Annotated in this window: 20 protein-coding genes; 5 read left to right on the forward strand and 15 right to left on the reverse strand. The window is 65.3% G+C overall.

Features of this window, described 5'->3' with window-relative positions; all coding sequences use genetic code 11:
• Positions 1 to 146: 146 nt before the first annotated feature.
• The 6 genes from rpsO to truB form a co-directional block, all read right to left on the reverse strand.
• Entirely contained in the window at positions 147 to 416 is a 270-nt protein-coding gene (gene rpsO / locus AC3WJM_RS04020) for a 30S ribosomal protein S15 (protein WP_028266602.1), read from the reverse strand.
• Between the two features lie 199 nt (positions 417 to 615).
• Positions 616 to 1,470, reverse strand: coding sequence for a tryptophan 2,3-dioxygenase (kynA, locus tag AC3WJM_RS04025; protein WP_332603265.1), 855 nt, complete (start codon positions 1,468 to 1,470; stop codon positions 616 to 618).
• A 9-nt stretch (positions 1,471 to 1,479) separates the two neighbouring features.
• Positions 1,480 to 2,463 (reverse strand): bifunctional riboflavin kinase/FAD synthetase, encoded by a 984-nt coding sequence (locus AC3WJM_RS04030; protein WP_284989351.1) that lies wholly within the window; start codon positions 2,461 to 2,463, stop codon positions 1,480 to 1,482.
• A 116-nt stretch (positions 2,464 to 2,579) separates the two neighbouring features.
• Positions 2,580 to 3,029: a hypothetical protein gene (locus tag AC3WJM_RS04035; protein ID WP_059387818.1), complete on the reverse strand. Its 450-nt coding sequence runs from the start codon at positions 3,027 to 3,029 to the stop codon at positions 2,580 to 2,582.
• Positions 3,030 to 3,031: 2 nt separating this feature from the next.
• Positions 3,032 to 3,385 carry a hypothetical protein gene (locus tag AC3WJM_RS04040; protein ID WP_284989353.1) on the reverse strand — a complete coding sequence of 118 codons (354 nt, stop codon included), beginning with the start codon at positions 3,383 to 3,385 and terminating at the stop codon, positions 3,032 to 3,034.
• A gap of 2 nt (positions 3,386 to 3,387) precedes the next feature.
• A complete protein-coding gene (truB, locus tag AC3WJM_RS04045; protein WP_307053508.1) occupies positions 3,388 to 4,308 on the reverse strand; it encodes a tRNA pseudouridine(55) synthase TruB in 921 nt (306 codons plus the stop codon).
• 86 nt (positions 4,309 to 4,394) lie between these two features.
• On the opposite strand from truB, the gene AC3WJM_RS04050 reads away from it, so the two are divergent.
• Positions 4,395 to 5,549: a pyridoxal phosphate-dependent aminotransferase gene (locus AC3WJM_RS04050; RefSeq protein ID WP_492271245.1), complete on the forward strand. Its 1,155-nt coding sequence runs from the start codon at positions 4,395 to 4,397 to the stop codon at positions 5,547 to 5,549.
• A gap of 3 nt (positions 5,550 to 5,552) precedes the next feature.
• Here AC3WJM_RS04050 and AC3WJM_RS04055 read toward each other — a convergent pair whose 3' ends face one another.
• The 6 genes from AC3WJM_RS04055 to rimP form a co-directional block, all read right to left on the reverse strand.
• Positions 5,553 to 6,038 (reverse strand): nucleoside deaminase, encoded by a 486-nt coding sequence (locus tag AC3WJM_RS04055; protein WP_284989356.1) that lies wholly within the window; start codon positions 6,036 to 6,038, stop codon positions 5,553 to 5,555.
• A 117-nt stretch (positions 6,039 to 6,155) separates the two neighbouring features.
• Positions 6,156 to 6,665, reverse strand: coding sequence for a 30S ribosome-binding factor RbfA (gene rbfA, locus AC3WJM_RS04060; protein WP_236816645.1), 510 nt, complete (start codon positions 6,663 to 6,665; stop codon positions 6,156 to 6,158).
• Positions 6,666 to 6,900: 235 nt separating this feature from the next.
• The gene (gene infB / locus AC3WJM_RS04065; protein WP_284989357.1) at positions 6,901 to 9,750 is read right to left on the reverse strand and encodes a translation initiation factor IF-2; all 2,850 of its coding nucleotides are present in this window, start codon (positions 9,748 to 9,750) and stop codon (positions 6,901 to 6,903) included.
• Between the two features lie 152 nt (positions 9,751 to 9,902).
• Positions 9,903 to 10,244, reverse strand: coding sequence for a YlxR family protein (locus AC3WJM_RS04070; protein ID WP_306962811.1), 342 nt, complete (start codon positions 10,242 to 10,244; stop codon positions 9,903 to 9,905).
• A gap of 223 nt (positions 10,245 to 10,467) precedes the next feature.
• Positions 10,468 to 11,448, reverse strand: coding sequence for a transcription termination factor NusA (gene nusA, locus AC3WJM_RS04075; RefSeq protein ID WP_059387823.1), 981 nt, complete (start codon positions 11,446 to 11,448; stop codon positions 10,468 to 10,470).
• Entirely contained in the window at positions 11,448 to 12,071 is a 624-nt protein-coding gene (gene rimP, locus AC3WJM_RS04080; RefSeq protein ID WP_059387824.1) for a ribosome maturation factor RimP, read from the reverse strand. The genes nusA and rimP overlap by 1 nt, the downstream gene beginning before the upstream one ends.
• 166 nt (positions 12,072 to 12,237) lie before the next feature.
• Here rimP and AC3WJM_RS04085 point away from each other — a divergent pair, with 166 nt between their 5' ends.
• From AC3WJM_RS04085 to AC3WJM_RS04095, 3 genes are read left to right on the forward strand one after another with little or no spacing between them, the layout of a single operon-like run.
• The gene (locus AC3WJM_RS04085; protein ID WP_441437843.1) at positions 12,238 to 13,242 is read left to right on the forward strand and encodes a DUF4439 domain-containing protein; all 1,005 of its coding nucleotides are present in this window, start codon (positions 12,238 to 12,240) and stop codon (positions 13,240 to 13,242) included.
• Between the two features lie 51 nt (positions 13,243 to 13,293).
• The gene (locus AC3WJM_RS04090) at positions 13,294 to 14,022 is read left to right on the forward strand and encodes a VIT1/CCC1 transporter family protein (protein ID WP_234753091.1); all 729 of its coding nucleotides are present in this window, start codon (positions 13,294 to 13,296) and stop codon (positions 14,020 to 14,022) included.
• A gap of 35 nt (positions 14,023 to 14,057) precedes the next feature.
• Positions 14,058 to 15,080 carry an aminoglycoside phosphotransferase family protein gene (locus AC3WJM_RS04095; RefSeq protein WP_492271246.1) on the forward strand — a complete coding sequence of 341 codons (1,023 nt, stop codon included), beginning with the start codon at positions 14,058 to 14,060 and terminating at the stop codon, positions 15,078 to 15,080.
• A 39-nt stretch (positions 15,081 to 15,119) separates the two neighbouring features.
• On the opposite strand, the gene AC3WJM_RS04100 is transcribed toward AC3WJM_RS04095, so the two are convergent.
• From AC3WJM_RS04100 to AC3WJM_RS04110, 3 genes are read right to left on the reverse strand one after another with little or no spacing between them, the layout of a single operon-like run.
• Positions 15,120 to 16,505, reverse strand: a complete 1,386-nt coding sequence (locus AC3WJM_RS04100; protein ID WP_492271247.1) for a pyridoxal phosphate-dependent decarboxylase family protein — start codon at positions 16,503 to 16,505, stop codon at positions 15,120 to 15,122.
• 56 nt (positions 16,506 to 16,561) lie between these two features.
• On the reverse strand, positions 16,562 to 17,359 hold the full coding sequence (locus tag AC3WJM_RS04105) for a sulfite exporter TauE/SafE family protein (protein WP_441433207.1): 798 nt from the start codon (positions 17,357 to 17,359) through the stop codon (positions 16,562 to 16,564).
• Complete coding sequence (locus AC3WJM_RS04110; RefSeq protein ID WP_441433206.1) at positions 17,356 to 19,167, reverse strand: proline--tRNA ligase; 1,812 nt, start codon at positions 19,165 to 19,167, stop codon at positions 17,356 to 17,358. The genes AC3WJM_RS04105 and AC3WJM_RS04110 overlap by 4 nt, the downstream gene beginning before the upstream one ends.
• Positions 19,168 to 19,731: 564 nt before the next feature.
• On the opposite strand from AC3WJM_RS04110, the gene AC3WJM_RS04115 reads away from it, so the two are divergent.
• On the forward strand, positions 19,732 to 20,529 hold the full coding sequence (locus AC3WJM_RS04115) for an ABC transporter ATP-binding protein (protein WP_172465501.1): 798 nt from the start codon (positions 19,732 to 19,734) through the stop codon (positions 20,527 to 20,529).
• Position 20,530 lies beyond the last annotated feature (1 nt).

Here is a 20,530-nt window from a genome sequence, read left to right on the forward strand (position 1 = left end):
TGTGCCTTCATCGCAGAAGGCTGCTCCCGGGGATCACTACCGAGGACCGCGAATGCGCGATGCGGTTGAACTCCTGTTAAGTGTTGGATTTAGTTATGGAGAAAAGGCGGCCCGTTCCGCGGAGGATCGGGCCGCCCGAAGTCAAACTAGCGGCGCAGGCCGAGGCGCTCGATGAGCGCACGGTAGCGGGCAATGTCAGTCTTCTTGAGGTAGCCCAGCATGCGCTTGCGACGACCAACCATGGCCAGCAGACCGCGCTGGGTGTGGAAGTCGTGCTTGTGCTCCTTCATGTGCTCAGTCAGATCCTTGATCCGCTGAGTCAGGACTGCAATCTGGACCTCCGGCGAACCAGTGTCGCCCTTGGACGTTGCGTATGCCTCGATGATGGACTGCTTAACAGCGGCTTCAAGTGCCACGTGAACTCCTAGAGTTGTGCCGTGCGTCCCGATTCAGCGCCTCGCTGCCGGGTTGTAATGCGCCGATGACCGCACACAAAACAGGTCCAGCCGCCACGGACTGCAGCCGGATCCATCCCTCAGTTTACCGGCAGCCCGGCAATCTTGTCGAAAGCTGCCGTGTGACCCTCATCAAAGCCTCTTCAACGACGGCCGCCGCTCACTGCCCGATCTCGGTCCGGACGGCGAAAAGCTCAGGGAAGAACGTCAAGTCAAGGGCCTTCTTCAGGAAGGAGACACCGCTCGAGCCTCCGGTTCCGGTCTTCATGCCGATGGTCCGCTGCACCGTGCGGAGGTGCCGGAAGCGCCACAATTGGAAGTTGTCTTCCAAGTCCACCAGTTCCTCGCACGCTTCGTACGCCGCCCAGTTGTCTGCGGCATGTTCGTAGATGTGCTTGAAAAGAGGCAAGAGCTCGGGGGCGAACTCGTGGGCCTGGGTGACGTCCCGGTCCAGGACGGACCGCGGAACGTCGTAGCCATGCCGGTCCAGGTAAGCCAGGAATTCGTCGTAGATGCTCGGGGCATTCAGGAGCTCCTCCAGCATGGTCCGGGACTCCGGATCCGATTCGAACACTGGCAGCATTTTGGCGTTCTTGTTGCCGAGGATGAACTCGACCGCGCGGTATTGGCTCGACTGGAAGCCGGAGGCATTGCCCAGGAAGCCACGGAACTGGGAGTACTCGGTGGGGGTGAGCGTTGCGAGCACCGACCATTGCTCGGTGAGCGTCTTCTGGATGTGCTTGACCCGGGCGATGGCCTTGAGCGCGGAGCCGAGGTCGTCCTGGCGGAGCCAGGCGGCCGCGCTGCGGAGTTCGTGCAGGACCAGCTTTAGCCAGAGCTCGGTGGTTTGGTGCTGGATGATGAACAGGAGTTCGTCATGGTGTTCAGGCTGGCTGACAGGTTGCTGGGCGCTGAGCAGCACGGGCAGCTGCAGGTAGGAGGCGTAGCTCATGCGTGAGCTGAAGTCCTTGACGATGCCTTCGTCGAGTGGCCGGGTGTTCTTCTCAACGCTCACGGTAGGGGGCTACTTGTCCAGCAGGAGATGGTGGGCTTGGACGACGTCCAGCCGCATCTGTTCCACCAGGGCCTCGGGTCCGCGGTAGGCCACCATGCCTCGCAGCCGCGCCGTAAATTCCACCACGACGGTCTGGCCGTAGAGGTTGAAGTCCTCCACCGCCTCCTCGGGGCGGTCGATCACGTGCGCTTCCACCTGGCGGCTCACGCCGTCGAACGTGGGGTTGGAACCCACTGAAATCGCGGCTGGCCAGCGGGTTCCGGATTCGTCCACGAGCCAGCCGGCGTAGATTCCGTCCGCCGGTACGTAGCCCGTGGCGCCGTGGTCGAGGTTTGCGGTCGGAAAGCCCAGGGCGCGTCCGCGCGCAGCGCCATGGACCACTTCGCCGCGCATCCTGTGCGGGCGGCCGAGGACGGCGGACGCGGTCTCCACGTCGCCTTCGGCAAGGGCCTCGCGCACCCAGGTGGAGGAACAGCGGCGGTCCGTGCCGCCGTCGTCGTGTACTGGAAAGCCTTCCGCGCCGAACTCGTTGACCACGTGGACGCCGAATCCGAGTTCCTTGCCCAATTCCTGCATGGTGCCGACGTCGCCGGAATTTCCCACGCCGAAACGAAGATCGTGGCCCACAACGACATGTGCTGCGTGAAGCCCGTCCAGCAGGACCTTGACGACGAATTCCTCGGGCGTCATGGCGGCAAGCGTGAGGTTGTATTTCATGACGAGGACGGCGTCCACGCCCGTGCCGGCCAGGGCATCGAGCTTGTCCTGCAGCCCCATGAGGAGCTCCGGAGCGGAGTCGGGCCGATGGACCAGTGCCGGGTGGGGATCGAAGGTCACGACGACGGACCGCGCACCGTGCTGCTTTGCCGTGCGCAACAGTTGCGTCAGCACTTGCTGGTGTCCGCGATGGACGCCGTCAAAGTTGCCGATGGTCACGACGCTGGGACCGAAATCCTCGGGGACCTCGGTGGGATCGTTCCAGATGTGGACCATCAACCTCGCCTTTTACTGCTGGTATTGACTATGCCCGGTGCCTGCTCCGGCGCCGGAATTCTCTAAGGTTACCCGCTATCCCACGGCGCCCTTGCCCGGTGGCGGGGCTCCGATTTCTACTGCGTGAGTGGTGCCGGACGCCGACGGTAGAGCCACAGTAGTCCCAGGACCGGCAGGATCAACGGCACAAAGCCGTATCCACGTCCGAACAAGGACCACACAGTGTCGTGCGGGAAAGCCACCGGATCGAAAAGGCTGATGGCGCCAACCACCACCACGCCGACCATCTCAACAAGGACGGCCGCGAGGGACACCTTGAACCACGTGCGGCCTGGCTTCGCGAGGGAGACCGTGGCCACGATGTACACCACGGCGGCGAAAGCCGAGAGGATGTGGGCCAAGGGAGCATCCGAGAACTTGGTCAGGATCTGGTAGCCGGCACGAGCCGTGGCCGAGATCGCGAACACCGCGTAGACCGCAATCAGCAGCCTCCCGGGCCCGGTGTTGCGGGTGTCCCGGTTCTTCTTCCCGGTGGTTTCAACAGTCACTTCGTGTGCTTCTTCCAATGTCAGTACCAGATCTGGTTCATGCGGGCCGCCATGACCAATGCGGTGACGCCCACGGCGCCCATGACGAAATTGCTCCAACGGGTCCGCTCCAGGATGGACCAGTACACCGCGACGACGGGGAGGATCAGCGCCGTGATGATGTAACCCCAGAATTCCCAGGGCTCCCCCGCGATCTTTTCACCCATCGCCACGCGGATGATCGATCCCACCAGATAGACCAGCAGGACGAGTTCGACGGCGGCAACCGACAGTATGGTGACGTCGTTGGGGGCCTTCTTCATGATGCCGGCCGCGACGCAAATGATGGTGGACAACAGGCCCACTATCAGGACAGCGTAAAAGTATCCGTCCATGGTTACTGTGCCTGCTTTTCGTTGTCGGGGGCGAACACCAGGACGGGCTTGGCGAAGCTCCCCGCATCGGCCAACAGCGCCACCAGCTCCCCTGACGGAGAGAACGCGGCAGCCGGGTTCTCGGCGGTGGCCGCGCCGGCCGTGCCGGCAGCGGGTCCCGCGGCGATCCTGCGGCCAAAGGAGATTTCGGTGGTTTCGGCGTCGCTCAGTTCCCGGTTGGGCATGAGCGCCCGGGCGGCGGCGGACATGTCGAGGACTTCTAGTTCCTCGGCAAGCTGTTCGAGGGTGCGGGCTTGCTCCAGGGAGTACGGTCCCACGTGGGTGCGGCGCAGCGCCGTCAGATGGCCGCCGACGCCGAGAGCCTCGCCCAGGTCGCGTGCCAGCGCGCGGATGTAGGTGCCTGAGGAGCATTCGACGGTCACGTCGATGTCCACCACCCTGCCGTCGTCGACCCTCCGGATGGCGTGGATCTCGAAACGGTGGATGGTCACGGGCCGGGCGGCGAGCTTGACCTCTTGCCCCGAACGCACGCGCGCGTAGGACCGTTCGCCGTTGACCTTGATGGCGCTGACGCTGCTGGGGACCTGCTGGATCTCGCCGCTCAGCTGCGCGACGCCGGAACGGATGGCGTCCTCAGTGACTGCGGCGGCGCTGCGGCTTGCGGTGATGTCGCCCTCGGCATCGTCCGTGATGGTTGATTCACCGAGCCGGATGGTGGCGGAGTACGTCTTGGAGGTGCCCACGATGTAGGTCAGCAATCGCGTGGCCTTGTTGATGCCAAGCACAAGCACCCCCGTGGCCATGGGATCCAGGGTCCCCGCATGGCCCACTTTCCGGGTACCGGCCAGTCGCCGCATCCGTCCAACCACATCGTGGCTGGTCCATCCTTGCGGCTTGTCAACGATTACCAGTCCAGAAAGCACGCCTCCCAGTATATCCGCGCCGGGGCATGCATCCTGCGGCCCGCGGCTTCCCTGGACGCTCCGGGACCGCGGCTAAGATGGCTCCCATGCCTGAGCTTGCCGCACACGTCTGCGAAGTGCCCGTGAACCAGATCCGCGAGATCACCGAGGCGGCCTGGAGCACCCCCGGGGTGATCGTCCTCAGCATCGGCGAGCCGGGCTTCGCGCTGCCCCGGCATATCCTGGACGCGGGGATCGCATGCCTGGACAGGGACGAGACCAACTACACCCCCAATGCCGGAATCCCGGCGCTGCGTGAAGCCTTTGCCGACCGCTTCCGTGCCCACAACAAGGTGGATATCGGGGCGGAGCGCGTGTACGTCGTGGACGGAGCCCAGCAGGGACTGCACTTCGCGATGAGCCTGCTCCTCTCCCCCGGCGACGAGATCCTGATTCCCAATCCGGGCTACCCGACTTTTGCCATGACAAGCCATTTGTTGCACGCCGTCCCGGTGCAGTATCCGCTCTACCCGGAGCACGAGTTCCAACCCCGCATCGAGGACATCGAGGCCCTGATCACGCCGCGCACCAAGGTATTGGTCCTGAATTCGCCGTCCAATCCCCTGGGCGCAGTGATCTGCGAGGAAACGACGCGCGAGCTCGTGGAATTGGCCGTCAAACACGATCTGTGGATCATTTCGGATGAATGCTACGAAGCCTTCACCTTCGACGTTCCGCACACGAGTCCCGCCCGCTTCGACAGCGCCGTTCCCGGGGAGGCCCGGGTCTTCACGTCCCTGACCTTGTCCAAAACGTACGGGCTGACGGGACTGCGGATCGGCGCACTCATTTGCCCGCCGGGCCTCGAACGGAAGATGAACAACATCATGGAAGCGATCGTTTCCTGCGTGGCTTCGCCGTCCCAGTACGCTGCCGTCGCGGCGCTGACCGGCCCGCAGGACTATGTGGACACGGCACGGGAGCACTACCGTTCCAACCGCGATGCTGCCTCGGCGGTGCTTGCCCGGAAGGGCATTCCCTTCCTGGGCGCCCAGGGAGCTTTCTATCTCTGGGCGGACGTCTCGCATGTGAGCGGCGGGGACGTGCGTGCCTGGGTGCGCACCTTCTTGGCAGACTCTGGAGTGGCCGTGGCACCGGGAACCGCGTTCGGTTCCATCGGCGAAGGATGGATCAGGATCGCTTTGTGCGGTGACCAGCAGCAACTGCTCGACGGCGTCGGGCGTCTCCCGGCGCGGACGTGAGCCTCAGTATTTGGTCCGGTTCTTGTGCCCGCGCCAGGCATCGAAGGGAGCCTCGGATGCAGGAACGTCAGTGTGTTGGACGGGCAGCAGGTCGGGCCTGTTGCCGTCGAAATATTCGTAGAACACGGCATCGTCGAAGCCTGCGGCCGCTGCCCCGTGCCGATCGGCGGCAAAGTAGACGCGGCTGACCCGGCCCCATAGGGCCGCCGAGAGGCACAAAGGGCACGGTTCGCAGCTTGAGTAGAGCACCGAGCCGCTGAGGTTGAAGCTCCCCAGTTCCGACGCGGCCCGCCGGATGGCCACTACTTCTGCGTGCGCCGTGGGGTCGTTGTCGCGGGTGACCCGGTTGACGCCGTCGTGGAGCCGTCCGTCCGGAGTGACCACGACGGCGCCGAAAGGGCCGCCGCCGTCGGCCACGTTTTGAACCGCGAGCCGCACGGCGTGTTCAAGGTAGTCTTCGGGACTCTGAGCTGCATCGTGGGCCGCCATGCTCCGATCTTAGCGACGGGCCAGCATTTTGGCCCGGCTTTTCACGGTTAAACAAGGAGGACCGGACCCGGCAGCCCTCAGAGCTGCGGATCCGGTCCCACCCAGGGAAGCGCCGGACTATTTGCCGCCGTCTTCGTCGATGTCTTCATCGGCACGGAGGTCGATGTCTTCTTCGTCAAAATCGTCTTCGTCGATGTCCGCATCCTGCGGGGCATCGCTCTTGTACGGGTCTGCGTCGCCGGCGTGCTTGGCGCCGGCGGCCAGGGCGGCCACCTCGGCGTCGCGCTGCTTGGCGGTGCGCAAGAGCTCCTCAAGGTTCGAGGCGTTGACCGGGATGAGGTCGGCAACGAATTCCAAGGTCGGAGTCAGGCGCACGGTGATGTTGCGGCCCACTTCCTGGCGCAAAACACCCTTGGCCTTCTCCAACGCCCGAACAGCATCAGAATGGGCGGCTTCGTCGCCGAAGACGGTGTAATACACGGTGGCGTGCTGAAGATCGTTGGTGACGCGGGCATCCGTAATAGTGATGCCCTCAACCCGAGGATCCTTGATCCGCCGGCCCAGTGCCTCAGCAACAACAACCTTAATCCGCTGCGCCAACTTGGCAGCGCGTGCCGGATCAGCCATTTCTACTCCTAAAATTTGCGTACGACGGCGCGGTGGCGTCTCGCAATGTTGAGTCTGCATAAGCTGCCACGCACCTGAGGTGAGTCTATGACGATGCCGGAGAGTTGTGGGGGCGCCCGGGAGTGGCATCGGGCCTACCGGAGCTGGGCGGCTCAGGATCGTAGATCCCGGGCCGCCCAGCGTAGGGGCGGGGCGCCCCCACAATTCGGAGGCACCCCGCGCAAAAGCGAATACCTTAGACCCGCGGCTTTTCGCGCATCTCGAAGGTCTCGATGATGTCACCTTCGTTGATGTCGTTGTACGAGCCAAGACCGATACCACACTCGAAGTCCGTGCGGACCTCGGTGGCGTCGTCCTTGAAGCGCTTGAGCGTCTCAACGGTGAGGTTGTCGCCGATGACCTTGCCATCGCGGCTGACGCGGGCCTTCGTGTTACGGCGGATGATGCCCGAGCGCACGATCGAACCGGCGATGTTTCCGAACTTGGAAGAACGGAAGACTTCGCGGACCTCGGCGGTACCGAGCTGGACTTCCTCGTACTCCGGCTTGAGCATGCCCTTGAGGGCCAGCTCGATGTCATCGATTGCCGAGTAGATGACGGAGTAGAAGCGCATGTCCACGCCTTCACGATCGGCCAGTTCAGCCACGCGCTCGGCGGGCTTGACGTTGAAGCCGATGATGATGGCGTTGTCCACCGTGGCGAGGTTGACGTCGTTCTGCGTGATGGCACCCACACCGCGGTGGATGACGCGCAGTTGAACGTCTTCGTCGCCCACATCGATCTTGAGCAGGGCGTCTTCGAGGGCTTCGACCGCACCGGAAACGTCACCCTTGAGGATGAGGTTGAGGGTGTCGATCTTGCCTTCGGCCACAGCCTTGTCGAAGTCCTCGAGGCTGATGCGCTTGCGGCGCTTGGCCAGTGCCGCGTTGCGGTCGGCTGCCTCGCGCTTTTCAGCGATCTGGCGGGCCGTACGCTCGTCGGAGGTCACCAGGAAGGTGTCGCCTGCACGCGGTACGTTGGACAGGCCCAGGACCTGGACCGGACGGGACGGGAGCGCGACGTCGAGGGCGTTGCCGTCTTCGTCGAACATGGCACGCACGCGGCCGTGGGCCGTACCGGCCACGATCGTGTCACCGACGGCCAGGGTACCGGACTGGACCAGGACGGTGGCCACGGAGCCGCGGCCCTTGTCCAGGTTCGCTTCGATGGCAATGCCTCGAGCGTCCTTGTCCGGGTTGGCGCGCAGGTCCAAAGCGGCGTCTGCGGTCAGCAGCACGGCGTCGATCAGTTCGTCAATGTTAATGTTCTGGCGGGCAGAAACCTCAACGAACATGGTGTCGCCACCGTATTCTTCGGGAACCAGGCCGTACTCGGTGAGCTGGCCCTTGACCTTGTCCGGGTTCGCACCTTCCTTGTCGATCTTGTTGACCGCGACGACGATCGGCACGTTGGCCGCTTGTGCGTGGTTGAGTGCTTCCACCGTCTGCGGCATGACGCCGTCGTCGGCTGCGACAACCAAGATGGCGATGTCGGTGACCTTGGCACCACGTGCACGCATGGCGGTGAACGCCTCGTGACCCGGGGTGTCAATGAAGGTGATGTCGCGCGGAGTGCCTTCGTGGACGTGGCTGATCTGGTAGGCACCGATGTGCTGCGTGATGCCGCCGTGTTCGCCGGCAACCACGTTGGTCTTCCGGATAGCGTCGAGCAATCGGGTCTTACCGTGGTCAACGTGACCCATGACGGTGACAACCGGCGGACGCGGTTCGAGGACGTCGTCGCCTTCGGCTTCCAGTTCGGCATCGAGATCGATGTCGAACGAGTCGAGGAGCTCGCGCTCTTCGTCTTCCGGAGAGACAACCTGTACCTTGTAGCCAAGTTCGGCGCCGAGCAGGCCGAAGGTGTCCTCGTCCAGCGACTGCGTAGCCGTTGCCATTTCACCGAGGTGGAACAGCACGGTCACCAGTGCAGCGGGGTTCGCCTCGATCTTGTCGGCGAAGTCCGTGATGGACGAGCCACGACGGAGCCGGACTACGGTGTTGCCGTCGCCGCGGGGTACGGATACGCCACCCAGCGACGGAGCACTCATCTGCTCCAGTTCCTGACGCTTTGCACGCTTCGACTTGCGCTGCTTGCCGCGTCCTGCGCCACCCTTGCCGAAGGCACCTTGGGTACCGCCGCGTCCGCGGCCGCCCTTGCCGAAGCCACCGCCGGCGGGAGCTCCGCCACCGGTGCCTGCACCAGGAGCGCCACCCGGACGGCCGGGGCCGCCACCACCGGGACGGCCAGCGCCGCCCGGACGGCCTGCGCCACCGGGAGCGGGACGCTCGGTGCGGTTGGGCATCATGCCCGGGCTGGGACGGTTTCCTGCGGGGCCACCTGCCGGACGCGGAGCGCCCGGACGGGGAGCACCGGGGCGCGGAGCACCCGGACGCGGACCACCGGAACCGGCTGCGGGGCGGGGACCGCCTGCGCCGGCCGCGGGACGCGGACCGCCGGGACGCTCGCCGTCAGTGCGGCCACCGGAACGTGGCATGCCCTGCGAAGTTGCGAAGGGGTTGTTGCCCGGACGGGGAGGACGCTCGCCGTCGCCACGGCCGCGGGGCATGCCCTGCGAGGTCGCAAACGGGTTGTTGCCCGGACGGGGGCCGCCTGGCCGCGGTGCCTGGCTGCCCGGACGTGCCGGGGCAGGGGCTTCGGCCTTGGGTGCCGGACGGGCGCCCGGTTTGGCGGAAACGGGGCTTGCTGCGGCTGCGGGAGCCGCAGGCGCCGCCGGGGCGGGGGTTTCAGCCTTGGGGGCTGGAACCGGAGCCTTGGGCGCAGCGGGGCCCGGAGCCGGGCGGGATGCTGCCGGTGCAGCAGGGGCAGCGGGTGCCGCGGGGGCTGCAACGCGAGGTGCTGCCGGGGCAGCGGCCTTCGCAGCGCCGGCGCCCGGATAGGCGTCGCGAAGCTTCTTCACGACCGGTGCCTCAATTGTCGAAGAGGCGGAGCGAACGAATTCGCCCAATTCCTGCAGTTTTGTCACTGCATCTTTGGAAGTAATACCGAGCTCTTTGGCGAGCTCATGTACGCGGACCTTGGCCACATTTCTCCTGTCTCGGTCCGCACCGAGCCAGGCACGAACCGTCTAATTCTTACTGCGGGCCCCTGCCGCTAACGCGGCGGATAGGCCCTGTGCAGAGCGCAACAAAGTTGTCATCGTTGCGCACTCATCGCTGGGAACTCATCGGGTTTCCATCAGTTTTCTGACCCGCTTTCAGGTTTGGACGGTTTTCCTGCTTTCACGTGGGTGTCCGCAAGGGGTATGACTGCCGCCAGGTAGCGTTCGACGGCGGTGACTTCACTTGCGCCCGCGAGGGCCCTAGCGAAAGCACGCCGTTTGCTTGCCAGCGTCAGGCATGTGGTGCTGGGGTGCAGCCACGCACCCCGGCCAGCCATCCGGCGTCGTTCATCCACCAGGACGACGGGTGACCCGCCGCCTTCGGCGACAAGCCGGATCAACTCGCTCCGCTTGCCTTGTTTCCGGCATCCGATGCAGGTGCGCACAGGCTGGTGCCTGGTGTGAAGCAGTTCAGTCACTGGGTGTATCAACCTGCCTCAGTGTCTTTGCCTGTCTTCTGCGGTTCTGCTTGGCTCGGCGCCCACCCTCGACTTGCCGGGATTATTGCCCCACAAGCCGCGAGCACGCCAAAGCGCACGGATACCGGGCATAGGCCCGGTTCCATCCATTCTAAGCCCCCGAGTGCCCGGCCACCGAATCCACAAGCTGCGGGGATCCGGGGCCGGGCACCGTTTGGTCTATTTAGTTGCCCTTGGCCGGAGTGGCGTCAGAGACGATGTCGATCCGCCAGCCGGTCAGCTTGGCTGCGAGGCGGGCGTTCTGGCCTTCCTTGCCGATGGCGAGGGAGAGCTGGTAGTCGGGAACAACCACGCGGGCCGAACGCGTGGCTTCGTCCGTGATAGTGACGGAATTCACGCGCGACGGCGAAAGGGAGTTGGCGATGAAGGTCGCCGGATCGTCGCTGAAGTCGACGATGTCGATCTTTTCGTCATTGAGTTCGGTCATGACCGCGCGGACGCGGGAACCCATTTCACCAATGCAGGCACCCTTGGCGTTGATGCCCGGGGTGTTGGCTTTGACGGCCATCTTGGTCCGGTGTCCGGCCTCGCGTGCCAATGCCACGATCTCGACGGATCGGTCCGCGATCTCCGGGACCTCCAGTTCGAAAAGCTTCCGTACAAGGCCCGGGTGTGAACGCGACAGCGTGATGGAGGGTCCCTTGGCGCCGCGGTGGACGTCCACCACAAACGCACGCAGGCGGTTGCCGTGGGTGTACTTCTCCCCCGGCACCTGCTCGGGCGGCGGCAACAGTGCTTCCACGGAACCGAGGTTCACCTGGATCATGTGCGGGTTGTTGCCCTGCTGGATCAGGCCGGCGACGAGTTCGCCTTCACGGCCCTTGAACTCGCCGAGGACGTTGTCGTCCTCGACGTCGCGCAGGCGCTGCAGGATGATTTGCCGCGCGGTGCTCGCCGCAATGCGGCCGAATCCGGCAGGAGTGTCCTCGAACTCGCCGATGGCTTCACCGTCGTCGTCGATTTCCGTGGCCCAAATGGTCACGTGCCCGCTCTTGCGGTCCAGCTCCGCACGGGCCTTTTCGAAGGCGCCCGGCGTCTTGTGGTATGCCACCAGGAGCGCCTGCTCAATGGTGGGAATCAGGAGGTCCAGCGGGATTTCACGCTCACGCTCCAGGAGTCTCAGCGCACTCATGTCAATATCCATTAGGCCTCCTCGGAAGGTCCGTTGTACTCGTCTTCCAGCACGGCCTCGTTGAGGTGGCTGAACTCTATCTCGACTTTTCCTTGGCGGATCCTGTCGAAAGGAATCTTCACGGGTTCGCCCTGCTTGGGCTTCATGCCCTTCTTGACCTCTTGCTCGGGAACCAGCGTGACGCCGTCGTCGTCGACGGACTGGATGCGGCCCGTCAGGTTCTCACCCTGGATCACGTTGACCTTGACCATGCGTCCGCGGGCCCGGTGCCAGTGGCGGGGCTCCGTGAGGGGGCGCCCGACGCCGGGCGAGGAGACCTCGAGGTCGTAGGGGCGGCCGTCGGTGCGGGGATCGTTGTCCAGGATGTCCGAGAGCGCCCTGGAGATTTCCGCGATGACGTCCAGGCTGACGCCGCCGGTTTCCTCCTGCGGCAGGTCGATGACCACGTGGACTACCCGGTGCGAACCGGCAACGTGGATGGCAACATCCTCAAGATAGAGCCGGCTCGCCAGGACGGCAGGCTCCAGAAGGGCCTTCAGCCTGCTCTCCTCGGGGTTGCGGACCTCGTGTTGTGCTGGACTCGTCGGATCCGTTCCAGCCTGGTCTGTTGAAGTCGTGGCTTCCGAATGACTCACTGGCCAGCCGCCTCCCGATAGATGATGTTGTGACTACTAGCTTAACGACATTTGCGGCGGCGTGGTGCACGGGGTCCCTCCGCGGGGACGCAAGTTGCCTGTGGGCGTGACACCATAGTCTGTTGTGAACCACGAGACTGTTGAGAAACCACGGAGCCATGGCTGGATGAGGACCCTCCTGCTGGCTTTCCTCGCAGTCCTTGTCCTCGGAGTCGGCGCCGTGCTTGTCCCGCGGGACGTTGGAAAGCCCCAGGCGGTGCCGTTTTCCGAAACTGCCCGTTCCGAAGCGCTCTCTTCGGCCGAGACGCTCCTGGGCAGCGCATCGCTCCTGGAGAGCACCGACACTGTGATGTTGCTGACAAGCCAGGCGCAGGCGCTGCTGCAACCTTCCGGCTCGTCGGCGTCGAGCACTCCCACGGCTTCCGCCAGCCTCCGTGCCACGCAGGACCGCCCAACGCGGGCTGGCTTCGTCTCCGCGCTCTCCGCGAGCGCTTCCCGTCGCTTGGCGGACGCCGCGAATGCCGACGGCGGCATGGCCCGGCTGCTTGCCGCCGTCGGGACCGCCCAGCTGCTTGAGTCATCGCGGCTTGCCACGAACTGGGGCTTGCCGCTACCAGCGACCCCGCCCGGGGCGAGTGCCGCCCCGGCACCGCCGCCGAGCTGCCCTGCCTCAACGGGCACCTCGACGACGGCACCGACACCCGGAACGGCGCCCACCCAGGCCGATCTGCCCGGAGCCCTTGCCGCCGTCGTCAGCTCGGAACAGGAGGCGATCTATGCATACCAAGTGGCCCTGACCAAGCTGGACGCGAAGGCGTCGGCGACGGCAAGCACGTGGTTGGCGCGCCACCAGGAGCTGCTCCGCGGAGCGGAGGCCCAGGGCCGGCTGCACTGCATCGCCACGCCCCCGCGGGAAGCCGGCTATCGCCTGCCTGCGACTTTCGCCGCCAAACCCGGGCTGGCGCTCGGGAGCATGGAGTCCAGCTCGCTGACTGCCTACGCCGACCTCGTCGCGTTGTCGGAGGGCGAGACGCGCCAATGGGCGATCGACGGGCTCGTGGACGCCGCCAAACGCAGCCAGGCCTGGGGAACCCCGGTTGGTCCCTTCGCTGGCCTTGCGGTCGACGGCAAGGCGCTGCCCCCGCTGCCGAGCAGCACTCCGGGTCCATAGGAAAGCCTTTCTTTGCTGGCGGCAGCAGATTCCAAGTGCTTGGCTTGTACCATGGCTTCCATCGAAACTGCAGCCCTGCACGAGAACGAACCACACGCCAACGACCTCGCCCACCGGCTCAACTGGCTCCGGGCAGGCGTCCTTGGCGCCAATGACGGAATCGTCTCCGTCGCCGCCATCGTGGTGGGTGTCGCCGGCGCCACCACGAACACCGGCGCGATCCTCACTGCCGGAGCCGCCGGACTCGTGGGCGGCGCGGTGTCCATGGCACTCGGCGAGTACGTCTCCGTCAGCAGCCAAAGTGACAGCCAAAAGGCCCTCATCGAGAAGGAACGCCGGGAGCTCGCCGAGGAACCCGAAGAAGAGCTCGCGGAATTGACTGCGATCTATGAGGCCAAGGGACTGCGGCCTGAAACAGCGCGGAAAGTGGCCGCGGAGTTGACGGAGCATGACGCCTTGGCGGCCCACCTTTCCGCCGAATTGAACATCGACGAGGACGACATCGTGAGCCCTTGGCATGCGGCCTTCGCGTCCGCCATTGCCTTCACCCTCGGCGCGGTACTGCCGATGCTCGCGATCCTGCTCCCGCCTCCGGGACTGCGTGTACCGCTGACCTTCATTTCCGTGCTGCTCGCCTTGGCCATCACGGGAGCGATCGGGGCGTGGATCGGCGGCAGCTCGAAGACCCGCGCCGCCGTGCGGGTCGTCATCGGCGGAGCCCTTGCGCTTGCTGCGACGTTCTTCATCGGAAGCCTCCTGGGCTCCTCCGGAGTGGTCTGAACCATCCCCGGACCGGCTTGGGTAGGCTGACAGTGATGTCTACCTTCGTTTCGATCCCTGGCGACCTCCAGGCACGCTACTCCCGCACAGCGGAGGGGCGGGCGTGGCTCTCAGGGTTGCCCGGACTGATCAATGCCAGCTTGGAACGCTGGCGGCTGTCCGTTGACCTGGAACCCGGCGGGCAACCTTGGAATGGCCACGGCGGCATCGTCATTCCGGTCCTCTACAACGGCGCCCGTTCGGTGCTCAAGATAGCGTTCCCGCACGAGGAGGCCCTCGTTGAACGGCACGCGCTGGCCCTGTGGGGCGGCACCGGGGCCGTCAGGATGCTCGACGCCGATGCCGCGTCCTGCGCGATGCTCCTGGAGCGGCTCGACGCCGTCAGTTGGCTACAGGGCGCCCCGATGGACGAAGCCCGCGACGTGTGGGGATCGCTCGTGAAGGAACTCAGCATCGAACCCGACGAGCGGCACGAGTGGAAAGAGTTTGAGCATATAGCGGCACGTGCCGAGCGCTGGAGCGATGAGTTGCCGGCGGACTGGGAGCACCTTGGCCAGCCCTTCCCCCGATGGCTCCTGGAAGCCGCATTGGAGGTGTGCCAGACCCGGGGCGCTGTCGGACGGCGGGCGGGCAGGGACGTCCTGGTCCATTGCGACCTGCATTTCATGAACATCCTCCCCCACCTCAATGGCGCCCGGGCCGCCGGAAGGCGCGCATACGTGGCGATCGATCCGCAACCAAAGATCGGTGAGGCGGAGTTCGCCGTCGCCCCGATCTTGTGGAACCGTATCCGCGACCTCTCCACGACGGCCCCGGAGGTTGCGCTCCTGGAGCGTTGCGCGGATTTCAGCCGCGCGGCCGGCCTGGACGGCGAAGCGGCCCGCGAATGGAGCCTGGTTCGCGAGGTCGAAAACGCCCTGTGGTATGCCCGAAAGCCACGGCATGAGGGCGACCTTGCACGCTCCTTGTGGGTGGCCAGCACCCTCGCAGGACGTCCCTTGGACGGCCTGCCCGCCGCACACGACCTGCCCGAACCTGGACTGGCCGCCTCGAGCTAGCTTCAGGGCGCCGGAGGCCGTACCGTTCAGGCGCCACGCTTAGGCGGTGGCCGCCAGAGCATCCTTGATGGCCTGCACCGCGATATCCAGGTCTGCCGAGTCCGTGGACCAGTTGGTCACCGAGACTCGCAGGATATCCCTGCCCTGCCAGCGTGAACCGGACATCCAGACCCTCCCGTCGGCCATGATGAAGTCCGTCACGGCACGCGTCCTCTCGTCGGAACCGAAGGCCAGCGACAACTGCGTGAACACCACATCGTTGAGGACCTCGACGCCGGGCACCTCGGCAAGCCGCCTGGCCAGTTCCGCGGCACACTCGGCGCGCCCGGCGACAAGCTCCCGCACGCCATCCCCACCCAGGGAACGCAAGGCCGCCCATACCGGCACTCCCCTGGCCCGTCGGGAAAGCTCGGGTACCTTCTCCATGGGGTCGCCGGGGCCGTGGTCATCCTGCATCAAGTATTCGGCGTGCATGCCGATGGCGGATCGCAGGGCAGCAACGTCACGTACCACCACGATCCCGGCGTCGTACGGCACATTGAGGGTCTTGTGGGCATCAGTTCCCCACGAATCGGCCAATCCGACGCCCTCCACCAGATGCCGCAGTCCCGGCACAGCGGCTGCCCACAGCCCGAAAGCCCCGTCAACATGGACCCACGCGCCATGATCCTTGGCAGCGGAAATCGCCTCAAGGAAAGGATCGAAGGCTCCGGAATGCAGGTTCCCGGCCTGGAGGCACACGATTGCCGGACCGGAACCGGACTCCAACGCAGTCCGAAGCGCGGCTGGGTCAATCCTTCCTTGATGGTCCGCCGCAACAACCTCCGGGGCCCCGAAGCCCAGGAAGCGCAAGGCCATGTCCAGGCTCTCGTGGCGCTCGGCCCCGACGAGGACACGAAGTTTCGGCGCGCCCTGGAGTCCCCCGGCGTTGACATCCCAGCCGACGGCGGCCAGCTGGCGCCATCGGGCCGCCGCGAGCGCCGTGAAGTTGGCCATGCTTGCGCCGGTCGCGAATCCGACGTCGGAGCCAACAGGTAGGCCGAGCAGCTCAAGGAGCCATTGCCCTGCCGCCTCTTCGATCCCGGCAGTGGCGGGTGTGGCAAAACGCAGTCCGGAGTTCTGGTCCCATGCGGAAACCATCCAGTCCGCAGCCAGGCCTGCCGGCACCGTGCCGCCGATGACCCAACCGAAGAAACGCCCCGATTGCATGGCCATGAGCCCGGGCTCTGCATGTTCGGCAAGGAAATCAATGACCGAGGCTGCGTCCAGTCCGCTGGCCGGCAACGGTCCACCGAAGACTGCCGCGACGTCGTCAGCCGTGGTGCTTGGCCGTACCGGCCGCCCGGGCAAGGCCCTCAACCACTCACGCGTATGCTCCCATGCACGTTCCAGTGCCTGCTCATAGTCGCCGGAATCGACCCACATGAGTGCATGCTACGCCCGGGGCTTCCCTGCGGCCATCGCTTGCGACGTCCGGGGCGCTACGTGGCGAAGTAGTCGTTCCAGACGTCCACGCCGAGTTTGACGATCAACGCGCCGACCACGATCAGGAACACAATCCGCACAAACCCGCTGCCCTGTTTCACGGCTGTCCGGGCGCCCAGGTAGCCGCCGGCCATGTTGGACAAGCCCAGCACGGCGCCGACGCCCCACAGCAGTGATCCGTGCGGCAGGAAGAACAACAGGGCACCGGCGTTCGTGGCCATGTTGACGATCTTCGCCTTGGCGCTGGCCTCAAGGAAGGCATAGCCCATCGCGGAGACGAGGGCGATCACCAGGAAGGAGCCTGTACCAGGACCTATCAGGCCGTCGTAGAACCCGATCACGCCGCCTATGGCGCAGGCCACCACGTAGTGCGTGTGGCCGTCATGACGCAGCGCGGTCAGCTCGCCTGCATTGGGCCGCAGCGCAGTGAAGAGCGCGACGGCGATGAGGGCCACCACGATGATGGGTTTGAAGACGCTCGCGGGAAGGTTGGCCGCCAGGACGGCTCCGCCGAAACTGCCCGCGAGGGCAATCACCGCCATGGGTATGGCCGTCTTGAGGTCAGGGCCAACCCGGCGGTAGTAGGTGACAGCGCTAGTTGTCGTCCCGAAAATAGAGCCCATCTTGTTGGTGGCCAGCGCCTGGACCGGGGTGATCCCCGGAACCAGGAGCAAGGCGGGGAGCTGGATCAGTCCCCCGCCGCCCACCACGGCATCGATCCAACCGGCCGCGAATCCAGCCACCACGATCATGACGAGCGTGGTGAGCTGGACCGACTCGAAGCCGGAGATCACTTCTGGCGTACGGCGTTGACCACGTAGTCGGCAGCCTTCTCGACTGCCACGTTCTCTGCCTGGCCCGTGCGACGGTCCTTGATCTCCACAACGCCGTCCACCAAGCCACGGCCCACCGCCACGATGGTGGGGACGCCCACGAGCTCGGCGTCGCCGAACTTCACGCCGGGGGAAACCTTGGGGCGGTCGTCGTAGATCACGTCGAGGCCGGCGGCCTCGAGTTCGGCGGAGAGCTTCTCGGCCGCCGCGAAAATTTCCTCGCCACGTCCGACGGCGACCACGTGGACGTCCGCGGGGGCCACGGAGCGCGGCCAGATCAAGCCACGGTCGTCGTTGTTGGCCTCGGCCAGGGCGGCCACGGCACGTGTCACGCCGACACCGTAGGAGCCCATGGTGACCACAACCTGCTTGCCGTTCTGGTCGAGGACCTTCAGGTCGAGGGCCTCGGCATATTTGCGGCCGAGCTGGAAGATGTGTCCCATTTCGATGCCGCGGGCAGTCTCCAAGGGGCCGGAGCCGTCCGGGGCTTCGTCTCCCGCGCGGACCTCGGTGCATTCGATGACGCCATCCCAGGCGAAGTCGCGCCCGGCTACGAGACCGAACACGTGCTTTCCGTCTTCGTTCGCCCCGGTAACCCAGCTGGTACCCGAGACAACCCGGGGGTCAACAAGGAAGAGCAACTTGGACGTTCCTTCGAGCCCCAGAACGGCCTCGCCGAGGACAAGTCCGGGGCCGATGTAGCCCTTGACGAGTTCCGGAATCTTCTTGAGGTCGTCCTCGTTCGCCGCTTCGAGCCCGATTTCGCCAGCAATGGGCAGGAATGAACCGATGTTGGCTTCGACGCGCTTGAGGTCCACGGCGCGGTCACCGGGAACGCCGATGACCACGATCTGGCGTTCGCCCGTGGGCAGCGTGACGGCGAGGACCACGTTCTTGAGGGTGTCGGCGGCAGTCCAGGCGCCGCCGTCGGAATCGCTGCGCGCGGCGAGCTGGTTGGCAGCCGTCACGAGGGTGTCGATCGTGGGCGTGTCCGGGGTGTCCAGGACGCGTGCGGGAGGCGCGTTGCTGAAGTCGATCTCGGCCGGGGCCACGGTGGTCACGGCTTCGACGTTGGCGGCATAGCCGCCCGCCGAGCGCACGAAGGTGTCCTCGCCGATCTCGGTGGGGTGCAGGAACTCCTCGCTCTTGGATCCACCCATGGCGCCTGCCGTGGCGGCAACGGGGATGACCTCAAGGCCAAGGCGCTCGAAGATTTTCAGGTACGCGGCACGGTGGGCCGCGTAGCTCGCGTCCAGGCCGGCGTCGTCGACGTCGAACGAGTAGGAATCCTTCATGATGAATTCGCGGCCGCGGAGGAGGCCTGCCCGGGGGCGTGCTTCGTCGCGGTACTTGTTCTGGATCTGGTACAGGCTCAGCGGCAGGTCCTTGTACGAGGAGTACAGGTCCTTGACCAGGAGGGTGAACATTTCCTCGTGCGTGGGGGCGAGGAGGTAATCGGCACCCTTGCGGTCCTGGAGGCGGAACAGCCCTTCGCCGTATTCGGTCCAGCGGTTGGTCGCCTCGTACGGTTCGCGGGGCAGCAGTGCCGGGAAGTGGACTTCCTGGGCGCCGATAGCGGCCATTTCCTCGCGGATGATCTGCTCGACCTTGCGCAGGACGCTCAATCCCAAAGGCAGCCACGTGTAGATGCCCGGTGCGGCACGGCGGATATAGCCCGCACGGACCAGGAGTCTGTGGCTTGCGACTTCGGCGTCGACGGGATCTTCACGCAAGGTGCGCAGGAACAGCTGGGAGAGGCGAAGGACCACGGGTCAGAATCCGTTTCTATGGCAAGAGCTGGCAAAAACTACTGTGTACCAATCTACCGGCTTGCGGCCGGGGAACCTGCCGGGGCCGTCCCCCCGGATTCCTTCCCCGGGTTCTTCGGAAAGCAAAGCCGCCCCGAACGAACATGAGCCACGCCATGGTGCGAGGAAGCCCCTGGCCGCTGGGCGGCTGGTCATCCTGCCATGGCGTGGCTCAGCGGCTGGTCGGCCGCGGGCGTTGTCCTGGAGGCTTAGTCGGACTCGTCGAATGCCTTCGAAAGATCAACGCCTACAGCCATTTGGTTTTGTGTTTCCTCTCTGAAACCGTCCGCGCCCCAGCGACACGGCTGGTTCTGAATTTATGTGATGGTGGACACTTTTTTCAAGGGCTTGGACTAATCAATTCTGGCAACGAACAACGCGGGGTCAGTTAGCGCCCATCCGGAGGTCCGACATGGGCCGTAAGTGACCCCGCGTTGCAGATCCGTCCCCGAAGCTCACAGTTGACGCGCTTGTGTATCGGATTTACCTTTTATTCATCACCTGATGAATAAATCGGAGGCCGCGATGTCCCACAGTCCAGCGGGAAGTCCTGCACCAGGCATGTCCCCTGCGTCCCCTGCGGTCACGGTGGAGGGCCTGCACGTCACGCGCGGCCGCAAGAAGATTCTCCGTGGCGTGGACTTCGCCATGGAGCCCGGACGGATCACGGGCCTGCTTGGACCCTCGGGGAGCGGCAAGACAACCCTCATGCGCTGCATCGTCGGCGTCCAGCGGCTGACAGCCGGCAGCGTGGACGTATTGGGCCGTCCAGCAGGTACTCCGTCATTGCGGCACGACGTCGGATACGTCACCCAGGCACCGAGCGTCTACACGGACCTCAGCGTCGAGGCGAACGTGAGGTATTTCGGAGCCATGCACGGCGTCTCGGCGGCCGACACCGCGGAGGCGATTGCCGCCGTCGGGCTCGAATCACTGGCACGGCGGAAGACGGCAGACCTTTCCGGCGGTGAATTCAGCCGGGTCTCGCTGGCCTGCGCGCTCGTCTCGCATCCGAAGCTGCTGGTCCTCGACGAACCGACGGTTGGCTTGGATCCGGTACTGCGTGCCGAGCTGTGGGAACGGTTCGCCGCCTTGGCCAAAGCGGGCACCACCTTGCTGGTGTCCAGCCATGTCATGGAGGAGGCCTCGCACTGTTCCTCGTTGCTCCTGCTCCGCGATGGATTGCTGCTGGCGCAGCTCAGTCCGGCGGAACTGAGCGAGCGGGGACACAGCAACGACCTGGAACAGGCCTTTCTGCACATCATCCAGGAAGCGGGCGCCGCTTCGAGCCACCGGAGTGCCAATGAAAGCCAGGTGGCGTGAT

This window comes from Arthrobacter sp. FW306-1B-G06A (assembly GCF_058781765.1).

Coding starts and splice junctions, on each gene's coding strand:
- AC3WJM_RS04030 (WP_284989351.1), bottom strand. CDS start 2,463: ATGGTCCACATCTGGAACGATCCCACCGAGGTCCCCGAGGATTTCGGT.
- AC3WJM_RS04040 (WP_284989353.1), bottom strand. CDS start 3,385: ATGGACGGATACTTTTACGCTGTCCTGATAGTGGGCCTGTTGTCCACC.
- AC3WJM_RS04050 (WP_492271245.1), top strand. CDS start 4,395: ATGCCTGAGCTTGCCGCACACGTCTGCGAAGTGCCCGTGAACCAGATC.
- AC3WJM_RS04055 (WP_284989356.1), bottom strand. CDS start 6,038: ATGGCGGCCCACGATGCAGCTCAGAGTCCCGAAGACTACCTTGAACAC.
- rbfA (WP_236816645.1), bottom strand. CDS start 6,665: ATGGCTGATCCGGCACGCGCTGCCAAGTTGGCGCAGCGGATTAAGGTT.
- nusA (WP_059387823.1), bottom strand. CDS start 11,448: ATGGATATTGACATGAGTGCGCTGAGACTCCTGGAGCGTGAGCGTGAA.
- AC3WJM_RS04085 (WP_441437843.1), top strand. CDS start 12,238: ATGAGGACCCTCCTGCTGGCTTTCCTCGCAGTCCTTGTCCTCGGAGTC.
- AC3WJM_RS04090 (WP_234753091.1), top strand. CDS start 13,294: ATGGCTTCCATCGAAACTGCAGCCCTGCACGAGAACGAACCACACGCC.
- AC3WJM_RS04095 (WP_492271246.1), top strand. CDS start 14,058: ATGTCTACCTTCGTTTCGATCCCTGGCGACCTCCAGGCACGCTACTCC.
- AC3WJM_RS04100 (WP_492271247.1), bottom strand. CDS start 16,505: ATGTGGGTCGATTCCGGCGACTATGAGCAGGCACTGGAACGTGCATGG.
- AC3WJM_RS04115 (WP_172465501.1), top strand. CDS start 19,732: ATGTCCCACAGTCCAGCGGGAAGTCCTGCACCAGGCATGTCCCCTGCG.